Source organism: Rheinheimera tangshanensis (assembly GCF_014645135.1).
GTDB lineage: Bacteria > Pseudomonadota > Gammaproteobacteria > Enterobacterales > Alteromonadaceae > Pararheinheimera > Pararheinheimera tangshanensis.
Genome location: NZ_BMLH01000009.1, coordinates 14127 through 34142 on the forward strand (window position 1 = coordinate 14127; position 20016 = coordinate 34142).

14 protein-coding genes are annotated in these 20016 nt (G+C 47.5%); 3 read left to right on the forward strand and 11 right to left on the reverse strand.

Going from position 1 to position 20016, the window contains the following annotated elements:
• Positions 1-139: 139 nt before the first annotated feature.
• The 5 genes from recD to IEW88_RS14950 all read right to left on the reverse strand — a co-directional run bounded on the left by recD (position 140) and on the right by IEW88_RS14950 (position 9902).
• Positions 140-2041 (reverse strand): exodeoxyribonuclease V subunit alpha, encoded by a 1902-nt coding sequence (gene recD / locus IEW88_RS14930; protein ID WP_147904750.1) that lies wholly within the window; start codon positions 2039-2041, stop codon positions 140-142.
• Positions 2034-5741 carry an exodeoxyribonuclease V subunit beta gene (recB, locus tag IEW88_RS14935; RefSeq protein ID WP_147904751.1) on the reverse strand — a complete coding sequence of 1236 codons (3708 nt, stop codon included), beginning with the start codon at positions 5739-5741 and terminating at the stop codon, positions 2034-2036. The genes recD and recB overlap by 8 nt, the downstream gene beginning before the upstream one ends.
• Positions 5738-9187, reverse strand: a complete 3450-nt coding sequence (recC, locus tag IEW88_RS14940) for an exodeoxyribonuclease V subunit gamma (protein ID WP_147904752.1) — start codon at positions 9185-9187, stop codon at positions 5738-5740. Before recC ends, recB begins: the two co-directional genes overlap by 4 nt.
• 143 nt (positions 9188-9330) lie before the next feature.
• On the reverse strand, positions 9331-9654 hold the full coding sequence (locus IEW88_RS14945) for a type II toxin-antitoxin system RelE/ParE family toxin (RefSeq protein ID WP_147904753.1): 324 nt from the start codon (positions 9652-9654) through the stop codon (positions 9331-9333).
• The gene (locus tag IEW88_RS14950; RefSeq protein ID WP_053424847.1) at positions 9654-9902 is read right to left on the reverse strand and encodes a type II toxin-antitoxin system prevent-host-death family antitoxin; all 249 of its coding nucleotides are present in this window, start codon (positions 9900-9902) and stop codon (positions 9654-9656) included. The genes IEW88_RS14945 and IEW88_RS14950 overlap by 1 nt, the downstream gene beginning before the upstream one ends.
• A 188-nt stretch (positions 9903-10090) precedes the next feature.
• Here IEW88_RS14950 and IEW88_RS14955 point away from each other — a divergent pair, with 188 nt between their 5' ends.
• Together IEW88_RS14955 and IEW88_RS14960 are read left to right on the forward strand one after the other, a co-directional pair.
• Positions 10091-10543, forward strand: coding sequence for an Xre family toxin-antitoxin system antitoxin (locus IEW88_RS14955; RefSeq protein ID WP_053424846.1), 453 nt, complete (start codon positions 10091-10093; stop codon positions 10541-10543).
• Positions 10543-11013: an RES family NAD+ phosphorylase gene (locus IEW88_RS14960; protein ID WP_147904754.1), complete on the forward strand. Its 471-nt coding sequence runs from the start codon at positions 10543-10545 to the stop codon at positions 11011-11013. The genes IEW88_RS14955 and IEW88_RS14960 overlap by 1 nt, the downstream gene beginning before the upstream one ends.
• Before the next feature lie 209 nt (positions 11014-11222).
• Here the strand turns inward: IEW88_RS14960 and IEW88_RS14970 are convergent, their stop codons facing one another.
• From IEW88_RS14970 to IEW88_RS14985, 4 genes are all read right to left on the reverse strand, one after another.
• Entirely contained in the window at positions 11223-12287 is a 1065-nt protein-coding gene (locus tag IEW88_RS14970; protein ID WP_147904756.1) for a YaaC family protein, read from the reverse strand.
• Between the two features lie 560 nt (positions 12288-12847).
• Positions 12848-13672 carry a class I SAM-dependent methyltransferase gene (locus IEW88_RS14975; RefSeq protein WP_147904757.1) on the reverse strand — a complete coding sequence of 275 codons (825 nt, stop codon included), beginning with the start codon at positions 13670-13672 and terminating at the stop codon, positions 12848-12850.
• Positions 13673-13877: 205 nt separating this feature from the next.
• Complete coding sequence (locus IEW88_RS14980; RefSeq protein WP_147904758.1) at positions 13878-15227, reverse strand: alpha/beta hydrolase; 1350 nt, start codon at positions 15225-15227, stop codon at positions 13878-13880.
• A gap of 114 nt (positions 15228-15341) precedes the next feature.
• The gene (locus IEW88_RS14985) at positions 15342-17666 is read right to left on the reverse strand and encodes a TonB-dependent receptor (RefSeq protein ID WP_147904759.1); all 2325 of its coding nucleotides are present in this window, start codon (positions 17664-17666) and stop codon (positions 15342-15344) included.
• 323 nt (positions 17667-17989) lie between these two features.
• On the opposite strand from IEW88_RS14985, the gene IEW88_RS14990 reads away from it, so the two are divergent.
• Complete coding sequence (locus IEW88_RS14990; RefSeq protein WP_147904760.1) at positions 17990-18832, forward strand: substrate-binding periplasmic protein; 843 nt, start codon at positions 17990-17992, stop codon at positions 18830-18832.
• Between the two features lie 73 nt (positions 18833-18905).
• On the opposite strand, the gene IEW88_RS14995 is transcribed toward IEW88_RS14990, so the two are convergent.
• Complete coding sequence (locus IEW88_RS14995; RefSeq protein ID WP_147904761.1) at positions 18906-19205, reverse strand: YciI family protein; 300 nt, start codon at positions 19203-19205, stop codon at positions 18906-18908.
• Between the two features lie 86 nt (positions 19206-19291).
• Positions 19292-20002 (reverse strand): DUF3581 family protein, encoded by a 711-nt coding sequence (locus tag IEW88_RS15000; protein ID WP_147904762.1) that lies wholly within the window; start codon positions 20000-20002, stop codon positions 19292-19294.
• Positions 20003-20016: the final 14 nt, after the last annotated feature.

The window sequence follows — 20016 nt, forward strand, 5'->3', positions numbered from 1 at the left end:
TGAAGCGCGTTATTATCGACGTCCGTGCTAAAGATGCAACCTTTAATACCCTTGGTACTTGAAGCCGCAGCTTTGTAGACTTCGTGCATTGTACTCAGATCAGCCTGACTTGCAGACGAGCGGGAACAAGCCCTCGCCTTTAAAGCCTGACTGCGCCGTATCGTTGCACCTTCTGCTCAATCGCCAAGGCCAACAAGTCCGGTTTGGCACACACCAAACTAAAAAGTTTCGCCGCTCTGGTAATTCCAGTGTAAATCAGCTCACGGGTCAGTACCGGGCTGAAGTGATCCGGCAATACCAGCACTGCATGACGGAACTCTGAGCCCTGAGATTTATGTACAGTAATAGCATAAGCGGTCTCGACCTGCTGTAACCGACTGGGTAACACCCAACGCACCGCTTTACTGCTATCCTCGGATGCAAAAGCCACAGCTAACATCAATTTACCTTGATAAGGCCGCAGCAAACAAATACCGACATCGCCATTCATCAGCCCCAGCGCATAATCGTTTTGCGTCACCATCACTGGTCGTCCGGCGTACCACTGGCTACTTTGCTGACTAGTCTGCTGAATTAACCCGGCCTGATGCAGCATTTTCTCTACACTCAGATTGACCTGCTCTACGCCAAAAGGCCCTTGTCGCACAGCACACAGCAATTGGAATGCGGAAAAATCAGTTAGCACTTGCTGTGCCCAGTTTTCTATCGCCTGCTCTGAAGCATCCAAAGCCGGGCTTTGCGCTACTGTCTGCAGATAAAAACTAAAACCTGCTGCATCCTTGATCTGTGATTTGACCTGTCCAGTTAAGACAAATTGCTTCAGTTGCCTGACTTCAGCCGCCTCCAGATACTGCAGATCGGCATAATCAGCCTGGCAAATAGCCGTCACTTCTGCACTCTGACCGTTATTCACTGCAGTGGCCAGTTTGGCGATGCCGCTTTGTGGATCAAACCTGTGGCTGACTCTGAGCATACCAATTTGCTGCTCCAGCGCTTTGCCTTGTTGACTGATGAGTAGCTCTGGAACAGCAGCAAAGGACAGCTGATTAAGCCAGTCGACCGTTACAGGCCAATAATGCCCCTGCTCTGCCCATTGACACAGCTCGGCCATTAAAGCGCCCGCCTCTACTGAAGCCAGCTGGTCTTTATCGCCTAATAAAATCAGCCGCGCATGAGCTGGTAAGGCCGACAATAAAGCCGCCATCAACTCAACATCCAACATGGAGGCTTCATCTACGACTAATAGATCGAGCGCCAAAGGCTCAAGCGCATTTTGCTTAAACTGCCGGCTTTGCGCGCGCGCGCCTAGCAGCTTATGCAAAGTAGACACCTCAGTAGGCACCTGGCTTTTAATTTCAGCCGATGCAGGTAGTTTGTCCAACGTAGTACGAATGGAGCTTCGAAGCCGCACTGCAGCTTTGCCGGTAGGAGCTGCCAGTTGAATGGTTAAAGGCGCAGCGCCCTGTTGTTGCTGTAATTGCTGCAACACCAGTAGCAACTTAACCACAGTGGTGGTTTTGCCTGTGCCAGGACCGCCCGTGATCACACTAAAACTGCTGCTTGCCGCTATAGCGCAGGACAAACGTTGCCAGTCAGGTGCAGCGCTTGTGGCCGCCGTTGCAGGAAATAACGGCTCCAGTAACTGGTTCAGCAGAGCCGGATTGATAGCCTGTCTAAGCTTTTGGCTACGCTCATTGCTCTGCTCCAGATAAAGCGCTATTTGCTGCTGATAACTAAAATAACGCCTCATATACAAAGCGTTATTGGCATAAACAAAAGGCTGATTGTTATCTTCACTCAGCTGAAATAAATCCGGATACAACGCCATCAACGCCTGCCATTCTTGTTCAGACTGTTGCGGCATACGTTTAAGGGGTAAACACAAATGGCCTTGAGCAAGCGCAAAGCTGCACTGACCAATCAGTAGCGCCAGCGCTGCGGGCAGCTTTTGTTGCTCCCGAAAAAAGGTCACCAGTGCTTTATCCAAAGCCCGCCAGTCTTTGCCCTGCATCTGCAGTTCCAATAATTCTGAATCAGACATGGGCCAGCTCCTTAGCAACCAATTGCCCTTGTAAAAGAGCATCCAGCTTGTTCACCAGCTCCAGCGGAATATCCACAGCAAGCACACCTTTGTTTGCTGCCTCACCACCACGCAGGAACCAATACAAAGCGCCACCTAAATGTTCTTGTGGCTTATAGTCCGCCAAGCGGCTTTGCAATAAACGATGGATAGCCACGGCATACAAAGCGGCCTGCACATCGTAGCGGTGTGCCAGCATTTGTTGTATTAAAGCAGGACTGTCGTATTGCACATCGGCTATATAATTCGATTTATAATCCAGCACCCAGTATCTGCCATCCTGCTCTAAAGTTAAGTCGATAAAACCTTTCAGCATGCCCTGCAACTGGGTGGTACGAAGCGCTGGTCGTGATAATTCAGGCCACAGATACTGCTGCACTAAAGCGTCCAACTGCGCACTGCTGCAGTGCTGTACCGCAAGCCAGAACTCGAGTTCAGCGCGGTAGCTGCCTTGTGTAAGACTGCTTAAACTGGCGCTGTTGTTCTGCCACAGCGGTGTTTGAATAAGCTCTGTCAGCCAACACTGCAATGGCACTAAGGCTTCGGCTAAATGGTCAGTTTCAGGATAAGGTGCTTGTTGCTCAGCCCAATAACGGATTTGCCATCTCTGCTCTGGTAATTGCTGCAACAGGCCATATTTCTGCATTAATGGGGGTAGTCCTTGTTGCCACAAATCCGGCTGCTGCGCCAATAGATCAAATCCCTGAGTTGCACCCCACTCCAACGCATCATGTAAAAAAGTACCGGCCTGACTGCCGCGCACAAAACCCTGAGCCAAAGTCATGACTTTTGCTTCTGTTGGCTCAGCATCATCCTGCACTTGCTCTGGCACCAGTTCCTGCTGCAATTCCTGAAATAACTCAGCCGCTTTACTGTCGTGTTGATGTTGCTCCAGCAAAGCGCTGTAACTGGCTATCCACCAGAGCTCTTTGACGGAGCGGGTCATTTGCGCATAAGGCAATAGCTCGCTTGCCTGATCAAGCACTGCGACTTGAGTCCGCTGCTCTGATAAGTTGGTTGCCAAACCAATATCAGGCTGTTTCAGTAAAGGCGATAGCTGCTCAGTTAAAGCCACAGACGACACCAAAGCATCGTCAGATAACAGATAACCAATAGCACTTTGCTCTTTCACCGGCATCAGCCCGACCCAGCAATAATGTCGGGCCCTGGTTAAAGCCACATAGAGCTTACGCATATCTTCGGCCAAGCGCTCACGCTCGGCTTGTTGAGCTTGTTGCTCGTTCGCTTGCAGCACCACCGTAAGCTCACCGTCCTGATGGTAAGTCACAGGGCCTTTATCCGCATCCACAGCACGGGCTAAAGCGATAAAAGGCAGAAACACCAGCGGGTACTCCAGGCCTTTGGATTTGTGAATAGTGACAATTTTAATCAGAGCTTCATCGCTTTCTAAACGCAGTTTTTGCTGTTCAGCCGCCAAATCACCTTGCCCAGCCAAATGCTCGGCCAGATAACGAATAAGCGCAGCCGGGCCTTCCAGCTCCATAGAGCGTTGCTGCAAAAGCTCCGCCAAATGCAGAATATCGGTCAGGAGCCTTTCGCCTGCTGGTTGCTGCTGTAAAAACTCAGCCACGCCAAAATCACGCATCAGCTGCCATAACATCACCAGCACACCTTGTTGTTGCCAAAGTTGCTGATAAGTAGCAAACCGCGCCAGTTGTTGCTCCCACAGCAGCTCATCCTGCAGCAGTTGCTCAAGCTTGGAGTAATTTAACGATAAGCTCCAGCTCGATAGCGCAGAGCGCACTAAAGCTTCCCGTTGTGGCTCTGCACAAGCGCGCAGCCAAAGCAATAAATCCAGTGCCACCGGGCTTTCAAATACAGCGCCTTTGTCGGATAAATACACGGACGCCAAAGCACGCTCTGCCAAAGCTTTTTTAATGGCATTGGCTTCCTGCTGGTTATTCACCAGCACCGCTATATCGCTGGTTTTAAGAGGCGTGAATTCGTCATCCAGCACAAAACCAGCGCTAGAGGTTAAAAACATAGCGATTTGCTCAGCACAGGCCTGCGCCATTTCTGTTAAACAGGCGGCTTTACTAAAAGGCTTGCCATCGGGGGATGCTTTAATACAAAACTCCAGTGCTGTAACAGGCTGTTGCTCTGCAACAAAGCTTTCTTTGCGCCCTTGCGCTTCTACCGGATAAAAACTTAATAAATCTGGTCGGCCTAATACAAAAGCCCCTAAAGCACGCTGTTCGGCATAACTAAATAAGTGATTAACCGCTCTGACCATTTCGTGGGTAGAACGGAAGTTCTTCGGCAACTGAAAGTGCCTGCCTGCTGTAGCTTGTTTGGCGGCTAAGTAACTATAAATATCAGCGCCACGGAAAGCGTAAATGGCCTGTTTGGGGTCGCCTATCAGCAAAATGCCGCAATCTGTTCTGTTTTGATTCAGCTGATAAATGGCATCAAACAGCTGATATTGCACAGGATCTGTGTCCTGAAATTCATCGATAAGCGCCAGCGGGAATTTACGCCGCAAGCGCTCGGCCAATAAGCCAGCCTCATCTTTTTGCAGCGCCTGCTGCAAGCGGCTTAACAACTCATCAAAACCCAGTTCTGAGCGTTCTAATTGCAACTGATGGAAACGTCGCGCAAACCAAAAGGCGGCATGCAGTACTAAATCCTGCTGTGGATCCGGTAAAGCCGCCAGTTCATCGGCCAGTTTTGCCATCGCCTCAAAAGCCGGATGATGCGGCACTGGGCCTTTGAAAGCTTCACTTAAACCCTCTGGCGTTAAGCGGCTTTGGCCTGTTTGTAAATCCGGATCGACCATCTCAGAGTCCGTGATCCAGGCCACTAATTTATCCAGCCAGCTGTCGAGATAACGCGCCTGCAATTTGCGGCCATCCACTTCTTTACGCTCAATTGCACCGTGCAGCAAAATGCGGATTTCGCTGACCCAGTTATTCCAGGGCGCTTTAAGCTCAGCCAGTTTTTGTTTACGTTGTGTTTTGACTTCAGGCAATAACACCGCTGGTGTCGCAGGTTCGGCAAATAAAGACAGATGGCTGATTAGCGGCAGAATTTTTTTTCGCAAAGTTTCTGGGTTTTGCAGCTGTTGCCAGACAGTCGCTATATGCTCTTCCGGCAAGGGATAATAAAAATTTCGCCAGTAATCGCGTATGACATCCAGCTGCAACTGCTCGACGTCTGTCACCAGATTTTGTTCAAACAGATAACCGCTGGAGAGTGCAAATTCGGCCAGCACTTTATTACACCAGCCATGAATGGTTGAAATAGCCGCCTCATCCAGATACTGCACTGCCAGCTCTAACTGATAGGCACAATGCGGCCACTGCTCTTTGGTAAATTCACTGCGCAGGCTTTGTAAAAAAGGGTCGGCCTCTTCAGATTGCTCACGAAAATAACGAGCTGCATCGGCCAACCGCTGGCCTATACGTTCGGTCAGTTCCTGAGTTGCAGCTTCGGTAAAAGTCACCACCAGAATATCGGGTGGCAATAAGGCTTTACTGGTGCCGTGGCCCAACACCAAACGCAAATATAAAGCCGCTATGGTAAAGGTTTTGCCTGTACCAGCACTGGCTTCAATCAGTTGACTGCCGGATAAAGGAAAAGACAGTAAATCCAGATTGGCTATGCCTGGTTTGTCGGCGCTAAAGAGTTCAGCCTGGTTCATGCCGACACCTCGTTGTAGCTGACGGCGAGTAATGGCCCATATAAAGCACTGGCATTTTTCTCTAACTGACCGTTTTGCCAAAGCGCATCAAACAGGGCAAAAGCGCGCTGTAAATAAGGGCTACGTTGCAGAGCACCAGCGTTGAAGTCATCGCCTGTATACAGACGCTCCAGCTTCGACAGCAGTTTGTCATCAATCGCTGCACCTTTTTCCAGCTGTTTCACAAGTTCGATTCCAACATTAAACTCCAGCGCTAAAGGTGCTGATAAACCTTGTTGCATTAGCTGTAAAATCTGCCCCAGCTGCTGTTCTGCTTGTTGTTTTTCAATAGGTTGCAGCACCAGTTGCCCCACTCGGGACAGCACATAAAGCGTCAGCGGCACACCGCTGGCACAGCATAAAAGCAGCTTCAGATAAGGTGCTACTAAATTTCGCCAAACAACACTGCGGTCTTTAATCAAGGCGGTGGGCAAAAGCTCGGCATAAGCCAAAGCCTGATTGTCCGCACTTCGTCTAAAGCCTGTTAACTGCTCGGCCAGCTCGCCGTGCTGGCAGACAAAACGCAGCGGATAAAAACCAGTGTCCGCTGTTGGATAAGCGGTTAAAAACTGCTGATAGCCAGAGGCCAGTTCTTCCAGCCCTGCCACTAAATCCTGCTGCATTAACACAGCGCCAGAGCCTACAGCCAAACGACCCTGCAAGCGGAATAACTCCAGTTGCTGCTCCGTCTGTTGTTGCCACTGCCCATTTTGTTCGACACTGCGCTTGAGCTCCGCCACCAACTGCTGCTGCATTTGCCAACGTTCCAGCGGATCAAGCGCAAAGACTTCATCGTTAATACTGGCAAGCTCCGGTAGTTCCAGTCGTACTTTTAAGCGTTCATTAAAAAAGAATCGCACCGGCTCACGCATAAAATCGCTGGCTTGTTTTAAAGTCCAGTGCAAATCGTCAAGCTCTGCAAGCGTCTCGCCCTGCTCTGCCGCACCGGCTTTTTGATGCAAGCTGGCCCATTCCTGCTGATAGCTGACAAGCTTCGAACCTGCTTCACGGTAACGACGGCTAAAAGGCTGCAACGGATGCTCGACAGTGATTTGCTCTAAAAGATCAGAACCATCGGCCATAGACCATCCTGTAGACAAATGATCACGCAGCTGACTAACCAACACTGAAGGCGCGCGGGCGCTGTTATCAAACACACTAAAACCTACCCAGCTGATATAAAACTGCTGGCGGGCCGACAATAAAGCTTCGAGTAATAAATAGCGGTCATCATCACGGCGCGAGCGGTCGCCACTGCGATAATCCAGCGCCATCAGATCAAAGTCCTGCCGCTGTTGCGCCCGTGGATAAGCGCCATCGTTCATGCCTAGCAAACAAATCACCGCAAAAGGAATAGAGCGCATCGGCAGCAAAGTGGCGAAATTGACGCGACCACTGAAAAATTTCTGCTGCAAACCGCCGGCCTGCATGGGTTCTAACAACGCCTGACGGGCAATTTGTAAAGTTAATTCTTCTTCAAGTTCAGCGCCTGTGGTGTTGTCGAGCCAGCTTTGCAGTTGCTGCTGTAATTGCTGCACGAGCTGCTGACTTTCCAGCTCGTCGGGCGCAAAAAAGTCTTGTAGCAGCTGAGTAAAGAGCAAATGCCAATCGGCTGGGCTGCGTTTTAGCGCAAGTTGTTGCCATAGCTCGTTAATTTTTTGTAGCAGCACCAGCACAGGACCAAGTTCGGCGGCTTCGAGTCCTGCCACATCAGCATAAGGCGCTATACCTTGCCATGGCGCTGTATCGCCCGCCACATACCCCAGCAGCATACGGCGAATACCAAAAAGCCAGCTGTTTTGCTCAAACCCATGCTGCAAACCCAGTTGCTGACGATGCTGCTGATCCAGCCCCCAACGAATACCAGCCCCTTCAATCCACTGTTTTATCTTGGGTAAAGCTGCGGCTTTTAAGCCAAACCTTTGCTGCAAAGCACTGATATCCAGCATATCGAAGACTGTACTGGCATTTAAGCGTTGTTGCTCGGGGCTTAACAGCACTTCTAAAGCCTGCAATAACGGCTGCTGCTTTTTGCTGTTTTGATCGGAAATACTGTAAGGGATATAGCGCAAATCGCCCATAGGCACTTTGCCAAATACGGCTTCAATCAAAGGCGCATACAAATTAATATCCGGCACCATCACCATCACATCTTTAGCGCCAAGCTCTGGGTTTTCGGCAAAGAGCTGCAGCAGATGATCATGCAGAATTTCCACTTCGCGAAGTGGACTATGGGCTTTTTGAAAACAGATGCTGCGCGCCGCTTGCGCCGTTAAAGCTGGCCATTGGCTTTGGGTTTCTGTGATGGAGCGAAGCTGCAAAATATCATCCTGCAACTGGCCTAATAAATGACTGGTGTTGGGGCTTTCAAATAAATCGACTTTTTGATGAGCAAATAACTCTTTATGAGCGGCAGTTTCGTCAAACTGATCCAGCAAGCGAATATAATCCCGCCCCTGTTTACCCCAGGCAGCCAGCAATGGCTGAGCCTGGCCTGATAACTGCTCGGCACTGGCAAAAGGTAAAAAACCGGCCTTTTCCGGCTGACGTCTTTGCGCTGCTTTTACTTTGTCTTTTTCGGCAATAATATCGGCCCAATACAACTGACAAGGGTTGAGTACCGCCAATAAAATCTGACAATAAGGCGCAAGGGCTGACAAGACTTCCAGCATTTGTTGCGGTAAAGACGAGATACCAAAAATAATGACCCGGCGTGGTAAATTCTTTGGCGCTTTTTTCCAGCTTTTTACCTCACGTAAAAAAGCCTGATGCAAGGAAAACCGGCTTTGTTGCTGCTGTTCTGCGGGCAGCTCAGCCAAAATAGCCTGCCAGAGTTTGGCTTGCCACAGCTGATCATCCGGCATCACTTTCGCATCGCCATCCATTTGCGCCAGGCGATACAAACCCTTGGCCCAATCGGCCAGCCAATCGGCACGGTACACCTGATACTGGTCAAATAAATCCGCCAGTTTTAGAGCCAACTGTGAGCGTTTTTGTTGATCTTTATCGTCACTGATAAAACGGCGCAGCAGCTCAAATTCATCCTGCGCTACTAATTCAGGCAATAAACGGAAAATACGCCAACGTAAACTGTCTTTGCTAAAGACAGATAAATCAGGCAGTTGCTGCTCTGGCAGCGCCAGCTGATACATGCTCCAGATAAAACGGCCAGGTAACTGCACCTGCATAGCAGCGGCTATCCCCAAACCGCGTTCATAAGGATCGGCCTCATCAGGCGATGCGGCAAAAGCCAGTTTCAACCACTGAGCTATACCATTACTCTGCACCAGCACTTGTTCAAGCTCTAAAGGCGAGAGCGGATAACGCTGACAAAACTGCACCAGAAGCGCACGCAGCTGCTCCAGTTGATTGGAATGGATCACTAAAAAACCAGGCTCAAGTGCCAATGCGACAGTACTCCGTTAGTCTTTATTAGTTTGCTGTTTTAGCTATAAAACTGATTTTGCCACAGTGAGTTGCATACGCCTATTGGGTTTTGTTGGAAATTAGGGAGAATAGACCAAGAGGTAAAATTTTAAGAAAATAGAACTTAATCCTGAGTTAAATCCTGCTGGCGCAATAAGTGCTGCTCAGGGGCCATGCTATTGGACAGTATGCCGACAATAACCACATCTGATTTTCGCTTCAGGTAGTACACGACCTGATCTTTTAGCGGAAACCTATAGGCATTGTCAGCAACGTCTTTTAATTGAATTCCTATTTCCGGATGATCGGCAAGGCTTTGCAGCTTTTGCAGCAGAATTTTTTTGTAGCTCAACCACTGGTCATTGCCCCAAGTTTCAATTGTGTATTTACGTATAGCCACCAAATCAGCTCTGGCATGGCCACGAAGTAAAAACGGAGTTTTTGCCATCAGTCATATTTTCCAGAATCCAATTCGTCAAAAAAGCTTTGACCATCCTGCAGATCTTCTTCACTGATATTCTGAAAACGAGCTTTAACCAGTTCCATTTTCATATCTTCCAGCTTTTTATATTCTTTGGCTGAAATTACAAATGCAACAGAAGTACCGTTTTTCACTATCTCTACGGGCTCGGATTGGGCAGTAAGCAACATAGTACCAAACTTAGTTTTCGCTTCGTTTGCAGTTAAAGAAATCACGGCTGGCTCCAAAAATGAACAAGTTATCGTTCAAAATAGTCGAATCGTTCGATTTATGCAAATTCAGAATGATGGTAACTTCATAACGGCTGTGCTGAAGTTGCAATAATGGCTCATATGAACCACAATGAATAGACCATTTGGGCCAACCAAATAAAATCAAGATAAACAAACGAAGGTAACTGCTGATGTCTGCCATCGAACTTAAAAGTTTTAAGCCAACACAAAACCATAAAACAAACTTCTGGTTTAGCCTTGGCATCGAAGACGCTAAAACAGTTCGCACTGAGGCTGTGCATCAGGGCTTTAAGCCTGTGGTGTATCGTAACCTGGTCGCCAAAGCTGGATTGTCGCAAACCGAGTTTCACCAGATCACTCATATCCCAGTCAGTACCATCAAGCGCAGACTAAAAAATAGCGAACGTTTCAGCACTCAGGAAAGTGATGCTATGTATCGCCTCGCCATGCTGATGAAACTGGCCACCGAGCTATTTAATGATGAAGAACGTGCGCTTGAGTGGATGAAAAGCAGTGTTTATGGTTTAGACGGTAAAAGACCTTTAGACATGGTATCCACCACAGTCGACTTCGAGATAGTCAAAGACCTGATTGGCCGGGTGGAACATGGTGTATTTTCCTGATGAAGCTTTACAGGCTGACGCAGAAAAAATTCGCTGAAGCACCTTTTAGCCCGGCAGGCGCGAAACTTTATGGTGGCCGCTGGAACAGTAAAGGCACAGAAGCCTTGTACTTTGCCGGATCAGAATCGCTTTGTGTTTTGGAAGTATTTGTCCACTTAACCAAAGACCCGGCCGTGATCCAGCTTTACGACTTGTACGCTATTGATATGCCAGACCAGTTGATTGCCAAGTTAGAGCAGGAAGATTTACCAGCCAACTGGCGGACTATTCCCGCCAACGAAAGCACACAACTGATAGGCGACGAGTTTCTGAACGAACCAGAGCCAGACTACGCCGCGCTGCAAGTCCCCTCCTCCATATCACCCCGCGATCACAACTATATTGTCAATCCAAAGCACCCAGCATTAAGCGAGATACTGGCAAAAGCTGAGAAACTGGAGTTTGAATTTGATCCGAGGATATTTAAGTAAGTAATCGATAGTTACTCGCTTTGTACTACCCAGTTTATTCATTGGCGTGTTTTCTGCTTTGAGCGAGTTGCGGACGTTAACGCCCTGTTAAGGTGTGAGCAACGCAATACAGAAGCCGCTGCATACCACCTTAAACACTAAACGCAACGCATAGTAAAAATGCCACGCGTTGCGAATCACTCTTAAACAGATTGTTATGCGTGCAAAACTCACATCATGCGGCCTACTGAGCCATAGGTAAATGTTTCGTTAAAGATCTGGTTGAGGATAAAATTGGGAAACCTATTTTTGGCAATCGACACAAAAAGATTGACTAGAGAAATTGAACCATCCTTTTCTCCAGATATAACTTGACCCCAAAACTCTTGCTTATAACGAACAATATCGCCAAGAATAAACATCGCGATGTAGTCACACAGCTCTTGAGGAACATAAAGACGTTGAGATTCACCATCATTCTCGATCTCCAGTCCTGACACCAAATACCTCCCGCCGGGTATTGCATAATAAATGTGCATATATTCAGGTATAGTTTGGAGCGATGGCTTACTTACAACCCTTAAAGCTTGAGAATGAAGGATATCATCCAGAACTTCAAAATCGCTTTGAATAAAACCAAACGATTTTAAAAATAACTCTTTATCTGTTGTTTGCGGGTTTATTTCAATATGAAACGGTTCTTTCGTCGATTTATGACCATACAGAGGGAAAAATCCTGGTGGCTCAGAATAAAACCTTGAATAAATATCCCCTATCTCTGGATTAATTTTAAATAACTCTTTCAGTTTTATTACTGAGTTTTTAGGTAATGAACTGCCACAAACCACCTTGAAAAGTTCGTCCACAACACCATCATTTGTAACTGCAAACTCCTTATCAACACTCCACTGATGATGATCCTCAACATAGTCTTTTAGTTCATTAGTAATAGGTCGAGTAAAAAGGCCATGATATTTGATGTCACCCAATAGAAGATTAGGGTCGTTAGCCACGACGGTCGCCTTAGCCAAAGAAAGCATACCGTAAAAATATAACAGTGGGCTAGTTGCAATACTTACATTTTGAGCAGATTGGAAATATTCATCAGCCTGTTTTATTGAATATGCTATTTGTCTAGACTTTCTCTCAGCTAATTCTCCTTCAGGAAGAACAAGTCCCCGACTTGACCTCATTTTCCCGGTTAATAACGACTCAACATTTTTTGGAGCTTGAAGAAATCTTAAATGATTCCACATCGACTCATAAGGTTGATTTGTCCATGTATACATTTTCATGTACCTCCTTTTTACACATAACAATCCGTTTTCAAAGGCAGCTTGCCCGCAAGTCGAACACTTTTGCGCCTTCTTTCCTGAATTTAACTCATGCCAAACTAACTCTGATGTACCTCTATTTCAACAACTTTCTCTGAAACCAGTAAATTTGAGATCGACGAAATTTATACAGGCAGTACGGTAGTTGTTCTCGAATTTACTCAAGCTGGAGAGATGGGAATTTATCTAGTGGTTTGAGCTAATAAAAGATGTGATGATCAGGAATTTATCGCAATGCCTAATGTCAGGTCTTGGCACGAAGCCGAAATCAACAAAAGCGAGGAAGGGTATAGTTCTAAGCAGACCGTGTTTCGCAGGGATAGCGAAACGCGAGCCTACATGGACGTATTTACGGCGTGTCTGCGTGGGCTATCCCCTTTCCGCTGCAGCCTTACTTGCTAAAGACCTCACTGCTGTATCGCCTTGTTGCACTGCCGCTTTGCGGCGAGTGCAACCTACATAGATCACAACCTACAAATCATCGAACCCAAGTCACATAAGCAAACACAACAACCCATCTACTACCTCGGCTTTCTAAACTTCAGCACCATTTGGTTTACTTCGCCAATGGCCAGATGCCTGGCTTTTTCTTCTTCAGTTCCGGCCATAGTGGGCGGTAAAGACCAGATGCCTGATGGGTGATCGGCGGTGTCTTTAGGATTCAGCAGCATATCGTTACTTGCTTCAAAGCTAAATCCGGCTTCTTTGGCCAGTGTTAACCATAACTGCTCTGGCACATAACCGGTCTTTTTCCAGTCTGTATTGAGCATATTGTCTGGCAGGCGTGGCGCTACAACTCCCAATACTCCACCGGGTTTCAGCGCTTTGTAAAAGTTAGCCAAGGCATGTTTTAACGAGGTTTCGCCATCAAACAGATAGAGCTGATTGCGGATAGACAGCACCAGATCCACGCTGCCTGCTGGCGCTATATCGATATCCGCCAAAGGCGCAAAGTCTGTGACTGTGACATTTTTATAGATGGGGTGCGATGCAAGTTTGGCTTTGAATTCTGCGCGGCCTTTTTGCATATAGTCAGCGCTTAGAAAGGTGAACTTATCGGAATAATGGGCGGCGTAGAGTTTGCCTTTTTCGGCCAGGAGCGGAGCTAAAATTTCGGTATACCAACCAGAACCCGGCCAGACTTCGACTACAGTGCTCTGTGGCGTCACTTCAAAAAATGCCAGTGTTTGTTCTGGCTTACGTGCTGCATCACGTTTTTTATTTTCTGCAGTACGTGCTTCATGTTGCAAAGCCTTACTAATACTGATACCAGCATCCGCAGTGGCGGCAAAACTGCTTTGACTGAGCAGCAGAAACACAGTCAAACCTAATACTTTCGCTAGCATATCCAATTCCTTTTACTTTCTATTTTTGTCAACGAGCTCCTAATAAAAGGTAAAGGCATTTCATTGTTTTTGAAAGCTATTTAACTGCAAAAGCATAACAAAGCTCAGCATTAATCGGTCGAGGCTCAGCTGCACTGCCCTGTGCCTCAACAGATTTGAGCGTCCTGTTGCACCGCCGCTTTGCGACCAGTGCAAGCTACTTTTGTCACTGATACTGCCAGGACAAGCCTGTGTCATAACGTGCAGGAAAACCTAACCAACCGCTGCTGTTTTCCGTTGCCTTCGCTGCGGCATCGGTCGGAGTTGGTGCTAATTTCAAGTACTCACATTGTTTGCTGATGGCTTTAACATGGCAGTCCAGCATCGCCAAGGCAAAATGTTTATTGATGTCGTTGATGCTTTGCGCCGACCAGCTGGGTTCATGGTAATGACCAAAATCCAGTTTGTTTTGCCGTGCTATAGCAGGAGCTGGGTGAGGAGCAATATTGTGACGGGCGTTGTGATAGGTCAGCATGTATTTACTGTTGCTGCCTCGGCTGCCTGTTTGGTTATACAGCCACTGCATGCCTTCATAACCTGACACATCATCCTGATCACCAGCAAAGTACAACATTGGCACTTTGATAGCTGCCAGCGCTTCTGCAGAGAACAACTTATGCTGGCCTCCCCAGGGCGCTATGGCGATAGCCGCTTTCCAGGCCGGGTCTACTTTTAACTCTGCCGCTGTTTTCGGGTATTGCCCACCCGCGCAACTATTCAGCAATTGCTTTAATGCTGCATTGGTCGCCTGATCTTTACTGCCAGTAAAAGCCTGCACACTTTGCTCGGTAAAATTAAAGCAGCCCCCGACTGTATTGATAGCGCCATAACCACCCATGGAATAACCAATCACAGCGGCAGCATCAGTGTTGATCACACCTTCTAACGCCTTTGGATGCTGGCGAAAATAAGACAATACAAACTGCTGATCGCGGGAGCGATGGTACAAAGTAGCAGGAAAACCAGCATAAGGCGCCTTGATAGCATCCACTTCGGCATTGGTTGATTGCGGGTGATCAATAGCAGCCACCACATAACCGTGCGAGGCTAAATGTTCAGCCAAGTAAAACATCAAAGTTCTATAGCCCACATAACCATGGGACAGCACCACCAGCGGGTAGTTTTGTCCAGTTTTGACTTTAGCATCACGCAGAGCATTGGCCTGAATCCTAAAAGGCTGATGGCTTTTGGTCACATTGTCATAAGTAGCTCGCTGCGCTAAAGCACCAGTTGGCAGCGTTTTTTCTGCCGGATACCACAGCTCCAGCAGCATTTCACGGTCTTGTTTTTGCTGGGTCAGCAGGTTTAATTGCACCGGGTTGGTGATGCGTAAACTAGTCACACCTACTTGCTGTTTGCCTGTCGCAGCCAGTTGCGGTTGCATTTCAGCTGGTTGTGGCTGATACAACTGCTCTGCGGCTGTTGGCATTGCTGCAGCCTTGGCATCAGCAGAAAATAAACTGCACCCAGCCATCACTGCAGCTGAGGTTAAAAAACATAATGGGAAGAGGCGCATTTAAGGCTCCTTAAAAAATCACAGAGAGTCTGACTCAGAAAGAATAAAAGCTGCAGCAGGGAGAGCCTGAATATGATGACCCTCTCCCACCGCAGCTTTGGTTTTTAACAGCCGTTACATAAAGCTTTTGGTGAACTCAATACCAAAAAATGCTGGCGCACCCGGTATAAAGCTAGGGAAGCCAAAAGCACCGCCTGTGTTGCCCGCATCCACCAGATATTCTTTGTCAAACAAGTTGCTGGAATACAGAGTTACAGACCAGTGTTGCTGAGTGTTCTCGAGCCCAACACGCAGGCTGGTGAGCTGCACAGCGCCCTGGCTGATATCAAAACCTGCAACAGGAGCGTTGGCTTCTTCAAAGAAAATATCGCTGCGAAAACTGTAGATCAACGAGCTATTCAGCTGATATTCGCCGCCCAGTTCGTAGCTATGCATCAGGCCAGTGCCAGCCGTGTATTCCGGCTGCAGGCGGAATCTGTTGCCCGCTAAGTTACCGTTGCTGCTGTCATCATCAATTTTTGCGTCAATCCAGGCCAGGTTGGCAAACCAATCCAGATGGTCTGTTAAGGTAACGCTCAGCTCGGTTTCTATACCGATATTTTTTGCATTACCGGCGTTGGCTGTGTAGGTGTTACCTGCATCATCACGCAGGCTGACCTGGAAGTTCTGATAATCCTGATAAAACATCGATACCGCATAACGCAGCTCGTTGTTCGCCGTGCTGCCTTTGATACCGGCTTCGTAGTTCCAGATATACTCGGCCGGAATTTCGGTCACTCGTGGTACTACGCCCGCAGCACTATTGGCAGAACCTACATCCATCACTTCTGAACGACGGCCTTTTGAGACAGTGGCGTAGACATTCAGCTGCTCGTTCAGGCGATACAACGCATTAAAACGTGGTAACCAGGCGTCAAAGCTGCCTTCTGCACTAAAAATCTGACCATTAGTGGATACCACCGGCAATAGCGGTGCTTTAGCTAACACAGAATTGGCAAAGTTCGACGCATAACGGCTGGTTTTATCTTCCTCGACATAACGTAAACCTGCGGTCAGCTCTAATTGCTCCGTCACGGCATAACTCATATCAGCAAAAATAGAAAAAGCTGTGTTTTCACCAAAGTTTTGGTAGCTGCCCTGATAAGGCAATACCTGCGCCAATCCTTCAGTCAGCACTGGAGTTAAGATATTTACTGTGCCATTGGGGTTAATACAAGGCTGGTTTAACGCCGCTAAACGGCCGATACAGTTCAGGAACACAGATTCTTCGGTGCTGAATGGCACCAATTGAGAGCCATCTTCGTCAAAGTAACTAACGCCAAAGAAGCTATTGAGTTTGTCGCCGCTGTAGTTCAGGCGTAATTCCTGGCTGAATTGATCGCCTACCGCATCTTCGGCAAATTCTAAAAACCAGGCCTGGGTGCCGTCTGCATCAAACACTTCCAGTGAATCAAAACTACGTTTAGCGCTGATGCTGGTGAGCTGCCACTGCTCGCTTAAATCCCAGTTGGCCGTCAGGTTTAAATCTTTCACTGTACGCTCTACGCCTAAATCAGACTTGCCAAATACTTGCTGGGCTAAAGGGCTACCACTGGCTTCGACAAAACTATATGGGCTGGTATCACCGCCTGTAGGCGCAAAACGACGGCTTTTAAAGGCTGTGCCTGTGTCGTTATTTTTTTCATAGTTGTATACCAGATCGACAGTTAAATCTTCATTTGGAGTAAAACGTAAGGATGGGCGAATGCCGGTACGTTCAATGCCATGCAGGTCCGGCTGGTTTTGCGCAATATTGTCGACATAACCATCACGCTCTTTATAAGTAAAAGCTAAACGCCCCTGAACTTTTTCTTCTCCGCCCGTGATAAAGCCATTTACATTTTTCGCAGAAAAATTGCCAGCACCTAAAGTCACTGCAGCTTCAAACTCTTCCTGAGGTTTACGGGTGGTGACGCTTAAAGCCCCCACAGATGCCGCTGTGCCAAATAAAGTGGCCTGTGGGCCTTTGACTACTTCAACCCGTTCAATATCAAAGAGTTCAAAGTAAGAACCCCGTGAACGGGAGATATCTGTGCCGTTGTAATAGACAGAAACCCGCGGGGAAGCCTGAGCCGAGCCACTGTCTGAGGTAATACCACGAATAACAAAACCCGGGTTGTTTGGGCTTTGTTCCTGAATAACTAAACCCGGAGTGATATCGGACAACACATCCAAGTCAGCAATACCCAAGTGCTCCAGCATTTCACCACTAAAAGCCGATACAGTCACGGGTACATCCTGAATGGCCTGAACCCGCTTTTGTGTAGTCACTGTCATACGTTCTATAGCGGCTTCATCGCCTTCTGCCGCTATAACAGTGAACGCACCACTGGCTAAACTTGCCAGCACTAACGAGCTTAACATCTTCTTTTTAAATTGTTTTTGGGTGGAATACGTCATTACTAAAATCCATCTGAGTGAAAGTAACAGCGGATTAAAGTAATGACTCTAAATGACAGGCTAACTACATTTGGCTTACAAGTTGGTTACAGAAGAAAAATAGTGATGGTATATAACCAATTCATTCATATGGATTTTCCAATACTGAAACAGCTAAAGTTCAGTTCGGTGTATAAGTTCGATATCCGTAGGCTCAGGCTTTGCAACCCACTTTAATCGCACTGTTCTGTCCATCCTTCGCAATAATGTTATCAACTAAAAGCAAGCCGCCTCTGTTGCGTATATAGTCAGGTTATAGCTCTGATGTGTTAATGAGGTTTTTTATGAAGCTTTTTCTTGTTGCCATCACCTGCTTACTGCTGAGCTTCAGCTCGCAAAGCTGCATCTTGCGTATGGGTATTGAAACCAGTTTTGCGCCTTATATCCTTCAGAAAACAGAGAGTATTCAGACAACAAAGCATCAACAAAACACAGACAGCTGGAGTGGTTTGAACGTGGAGCTACTCGCCCGGCTGGCAAAAGAAGTGGGTTGTACTCTGGAGTTTATTCATAGCCCCTGGTTAAGATCACTCAAATTAATCGAGCAGGGCGAACTGGATGTATTAAGCCACTTGAGTTACAACGCCGAGCGCAGTCAACACTTTGCTTTTATTGGCCCACACCAGCAGGAAGTGATTTATCTGGTGGGTAAAGCAGAGTCTTTTCCCGGATTAACCAGCCTGGCACAGCTTAAAAGCAGCGGCACATCGGGCATTATTGCCTTACTCAATGGTGCTTATTATGGCGATGAGCTGGACAGCATTTTAAACGATGCGAAAAACCGCACAGGTTTTGTTTTTATCCGAGGTAATGAAGATAAACAGGCGCTGTTACTCAATGGCCGTGTGCATGGTGTGCTGGAAGATATACTGGCGTATCACTATTGGAAAAAGCAGGCTGGTTTGCCAACTGTCGGCTTAGAACCTCTGTTTGAGGTGTATCAAAGCCCGGTGTATTTTGGTTTTAACCGTCTCACACTCAGTCCAGAGCGGATGGAGCAACTGGCGCAAGCCTGGCAGCGGTTATACGATAATGGCGAACTGAGCCTGATCGTTCAGAAGTATCAATTGACAGACTTTCAGTTTAGTTTGCCAGCACCAGCATCACGTCTCCCCTCTGGTGAGTAATCCCCTATAAAACAAAGATAAAAAATCCCCGAACCAAGTCGGGGATTTTTCAGGAGTTATCCGGCTAAAAAAATTACGGCAACACCTTTCTAAACGGCTTCACCACAGAATTGGCATATACACCCGCAGCAATGTAAGGGTCTGCTGCAGCCCAGGCTTTGGCCTGTTCTAACGAATCAAATTGCGCGACTACTAAAGAGCCGGTAAAACCAGCTTCGGCCGGGTCTTCCAAATCAACAGCAGGCAGAGGACCTGCAATCAATAAACGGTCCTGGGCTTTTAATTCCTGCAAACGGGCTAAATGCTGTTCACGTACTTGCTTACGTAGTGGCAGGCTATTTGGCACATCTTCCGAACAAATCATGTAATACATTGGCGACCTCAATGACTGGCGTTTAATTGGCGGCACCTTAGCAGAAGCGCAGCTGCAATCCAAGAGCGCTGCGCCAGAGCACGGGCTTAAACTGCGTGCTGAAACTGAGTTTTACGCTCGTTGTAAAAATCGACCATTTGCTGCATCACAGTTTCTTCGTAAGGCTGCAGACTGCTTAAAATCATACGTTTTTCGCCGCGGCCTATCACTTCACCGTTTTCAACCAATTCAAAACCTAAACGAGCCAAACCACGTTTACCTTCGACAGTTAAGTCATTATGAGCTAAACGCAATTGAGGTGAAGTCGCAGAAAAACGGTCAAACTCCAGCGTCATACTCTCGTAAATGACCAAAGGACGCTGCGCATTAATCATCACCTGATGCTGCTTCATTAACGGCTGCAGAATATGTGGGAAGTTTTGACCAGAAAAACGAACATAGTCTTTCACTAACGACTCGATATAGGCCAAATTGTGATAGATCTCACCCTGCTGGCGCAAAATCAGATAATTTTTGTTCTGCTGATCACACAAGCGCCATTCATCACCCTGCAGCTCTGAGTGCAACAGCACGTCTGAACTGACCATACCGGCGAAAGTACAATGTAACTTCTGCGCTAAACCGTGTTTGCTGACCATATGGGCAAACAACAAATCACCTGGCACACAGAATCTTTTGCTGTCGGCGTCGTGGATAGGGTTAAAATCTGTAGCCACTTCCTTGGCAAAACGACAGGCCTGCTGGCGGCTAAAACTGACTTGGTTGTTCTGTTCACTAATAAACTGCTGTAAAAACATGGATCCCCATCCTG

What these genes read in the sequence shown, in the direction of transcription:
- IEW88_RS14995 (WP_147904761.1), bottom strand. Translation starts at nt 19,205, where the DNA reads ATGTATTACATGATTTGTTCGGAAGATGTGCCAAATAGCCTGCCACTA.
- IEW88_RS15000 (WP_147904762.1), bottom strand. Translation starts at nt 20,002, where the DNA reads ATGTTTTTACAGCAGTTTATTAGTGAACAGAACAACCAAGTCAGTTTT.
- IEW88_RS14960 (WP_147904754.1), top strand. Translation starts at nt 10,543, where the DNA reads ATGAAGCTTTACAGGCTGACGCAGAAAAAATTCGCTGAAGCACCTTTT.
- IEW88_RS14990 (WP_147904760.1), top strand. Translation starts at nt 17,990, where the DNA reads ATGAAGCTTTTTCTTGTTGCCATCACCTGCTTACTGCTGAGCTTCAGC.
- IEW88_RS14975 (WP_147904757.1), bottom strand. Translation starts at nt 13,672, where the DNA reads ATGCTAGCGAAAGTATTAGGTTTGACTGTGTTTCTGCTGCTCAGTCAA.
- IEW88_RS14945 (WP_147904753.1), bottom strand. Translation starts at nt 9,654, where the DNA reads ATGGCAAAAACTCCGTTTTTACTTCGTGGCCATGCCAGAGCTGATTTG.
- IEW88_RS14970 (WP_147904756.1), bottom strand. Translation starts at nt 12,287, where the DNA reads ATGAAAATGTATACATGGACAAATCAACCTTATGAGTCGATGTGGAAT.
- recB (WP_147904751.1), bottom strand. Translation starts at nt 5,741, where the DNA reads ATGAACCAGGCTGAACTCTTTAGCGCCGACAAACCAGGCATAGCCAAT.
- IEW88_RS14955 (WP_053424846.1), top strand. Translation starts at nt 10,091, where the DNA reads ATGTCTGCCATCGAACTTAAAAGTTTTAAGCCAACACAAAACCATAAA.
- recD (WP_147904750.1), bottom strand. Translation starts at nt 2,041, where the DNA reads ATGTCTGATTCAGAATTATTGGAACTGCAGATGCAGGGCAAAGACTGG.
- IEW88_RS14980 (WP_147904758.1), bottom strand. Translation starts at nt 15,227, where the DNA reads ATGCGCCTCTTCCCATTATGTTTTTTAACCTCAGCTGCAGTGATGGCT.
- IEW88_RS14985 (WP_147904759.1), bottom strand. Translation starts at nt 17,666, where the DNA reads ATGACGTATTCCACCCAAAAACAATTTAAAAAGAAGATGTTAAGCTCG.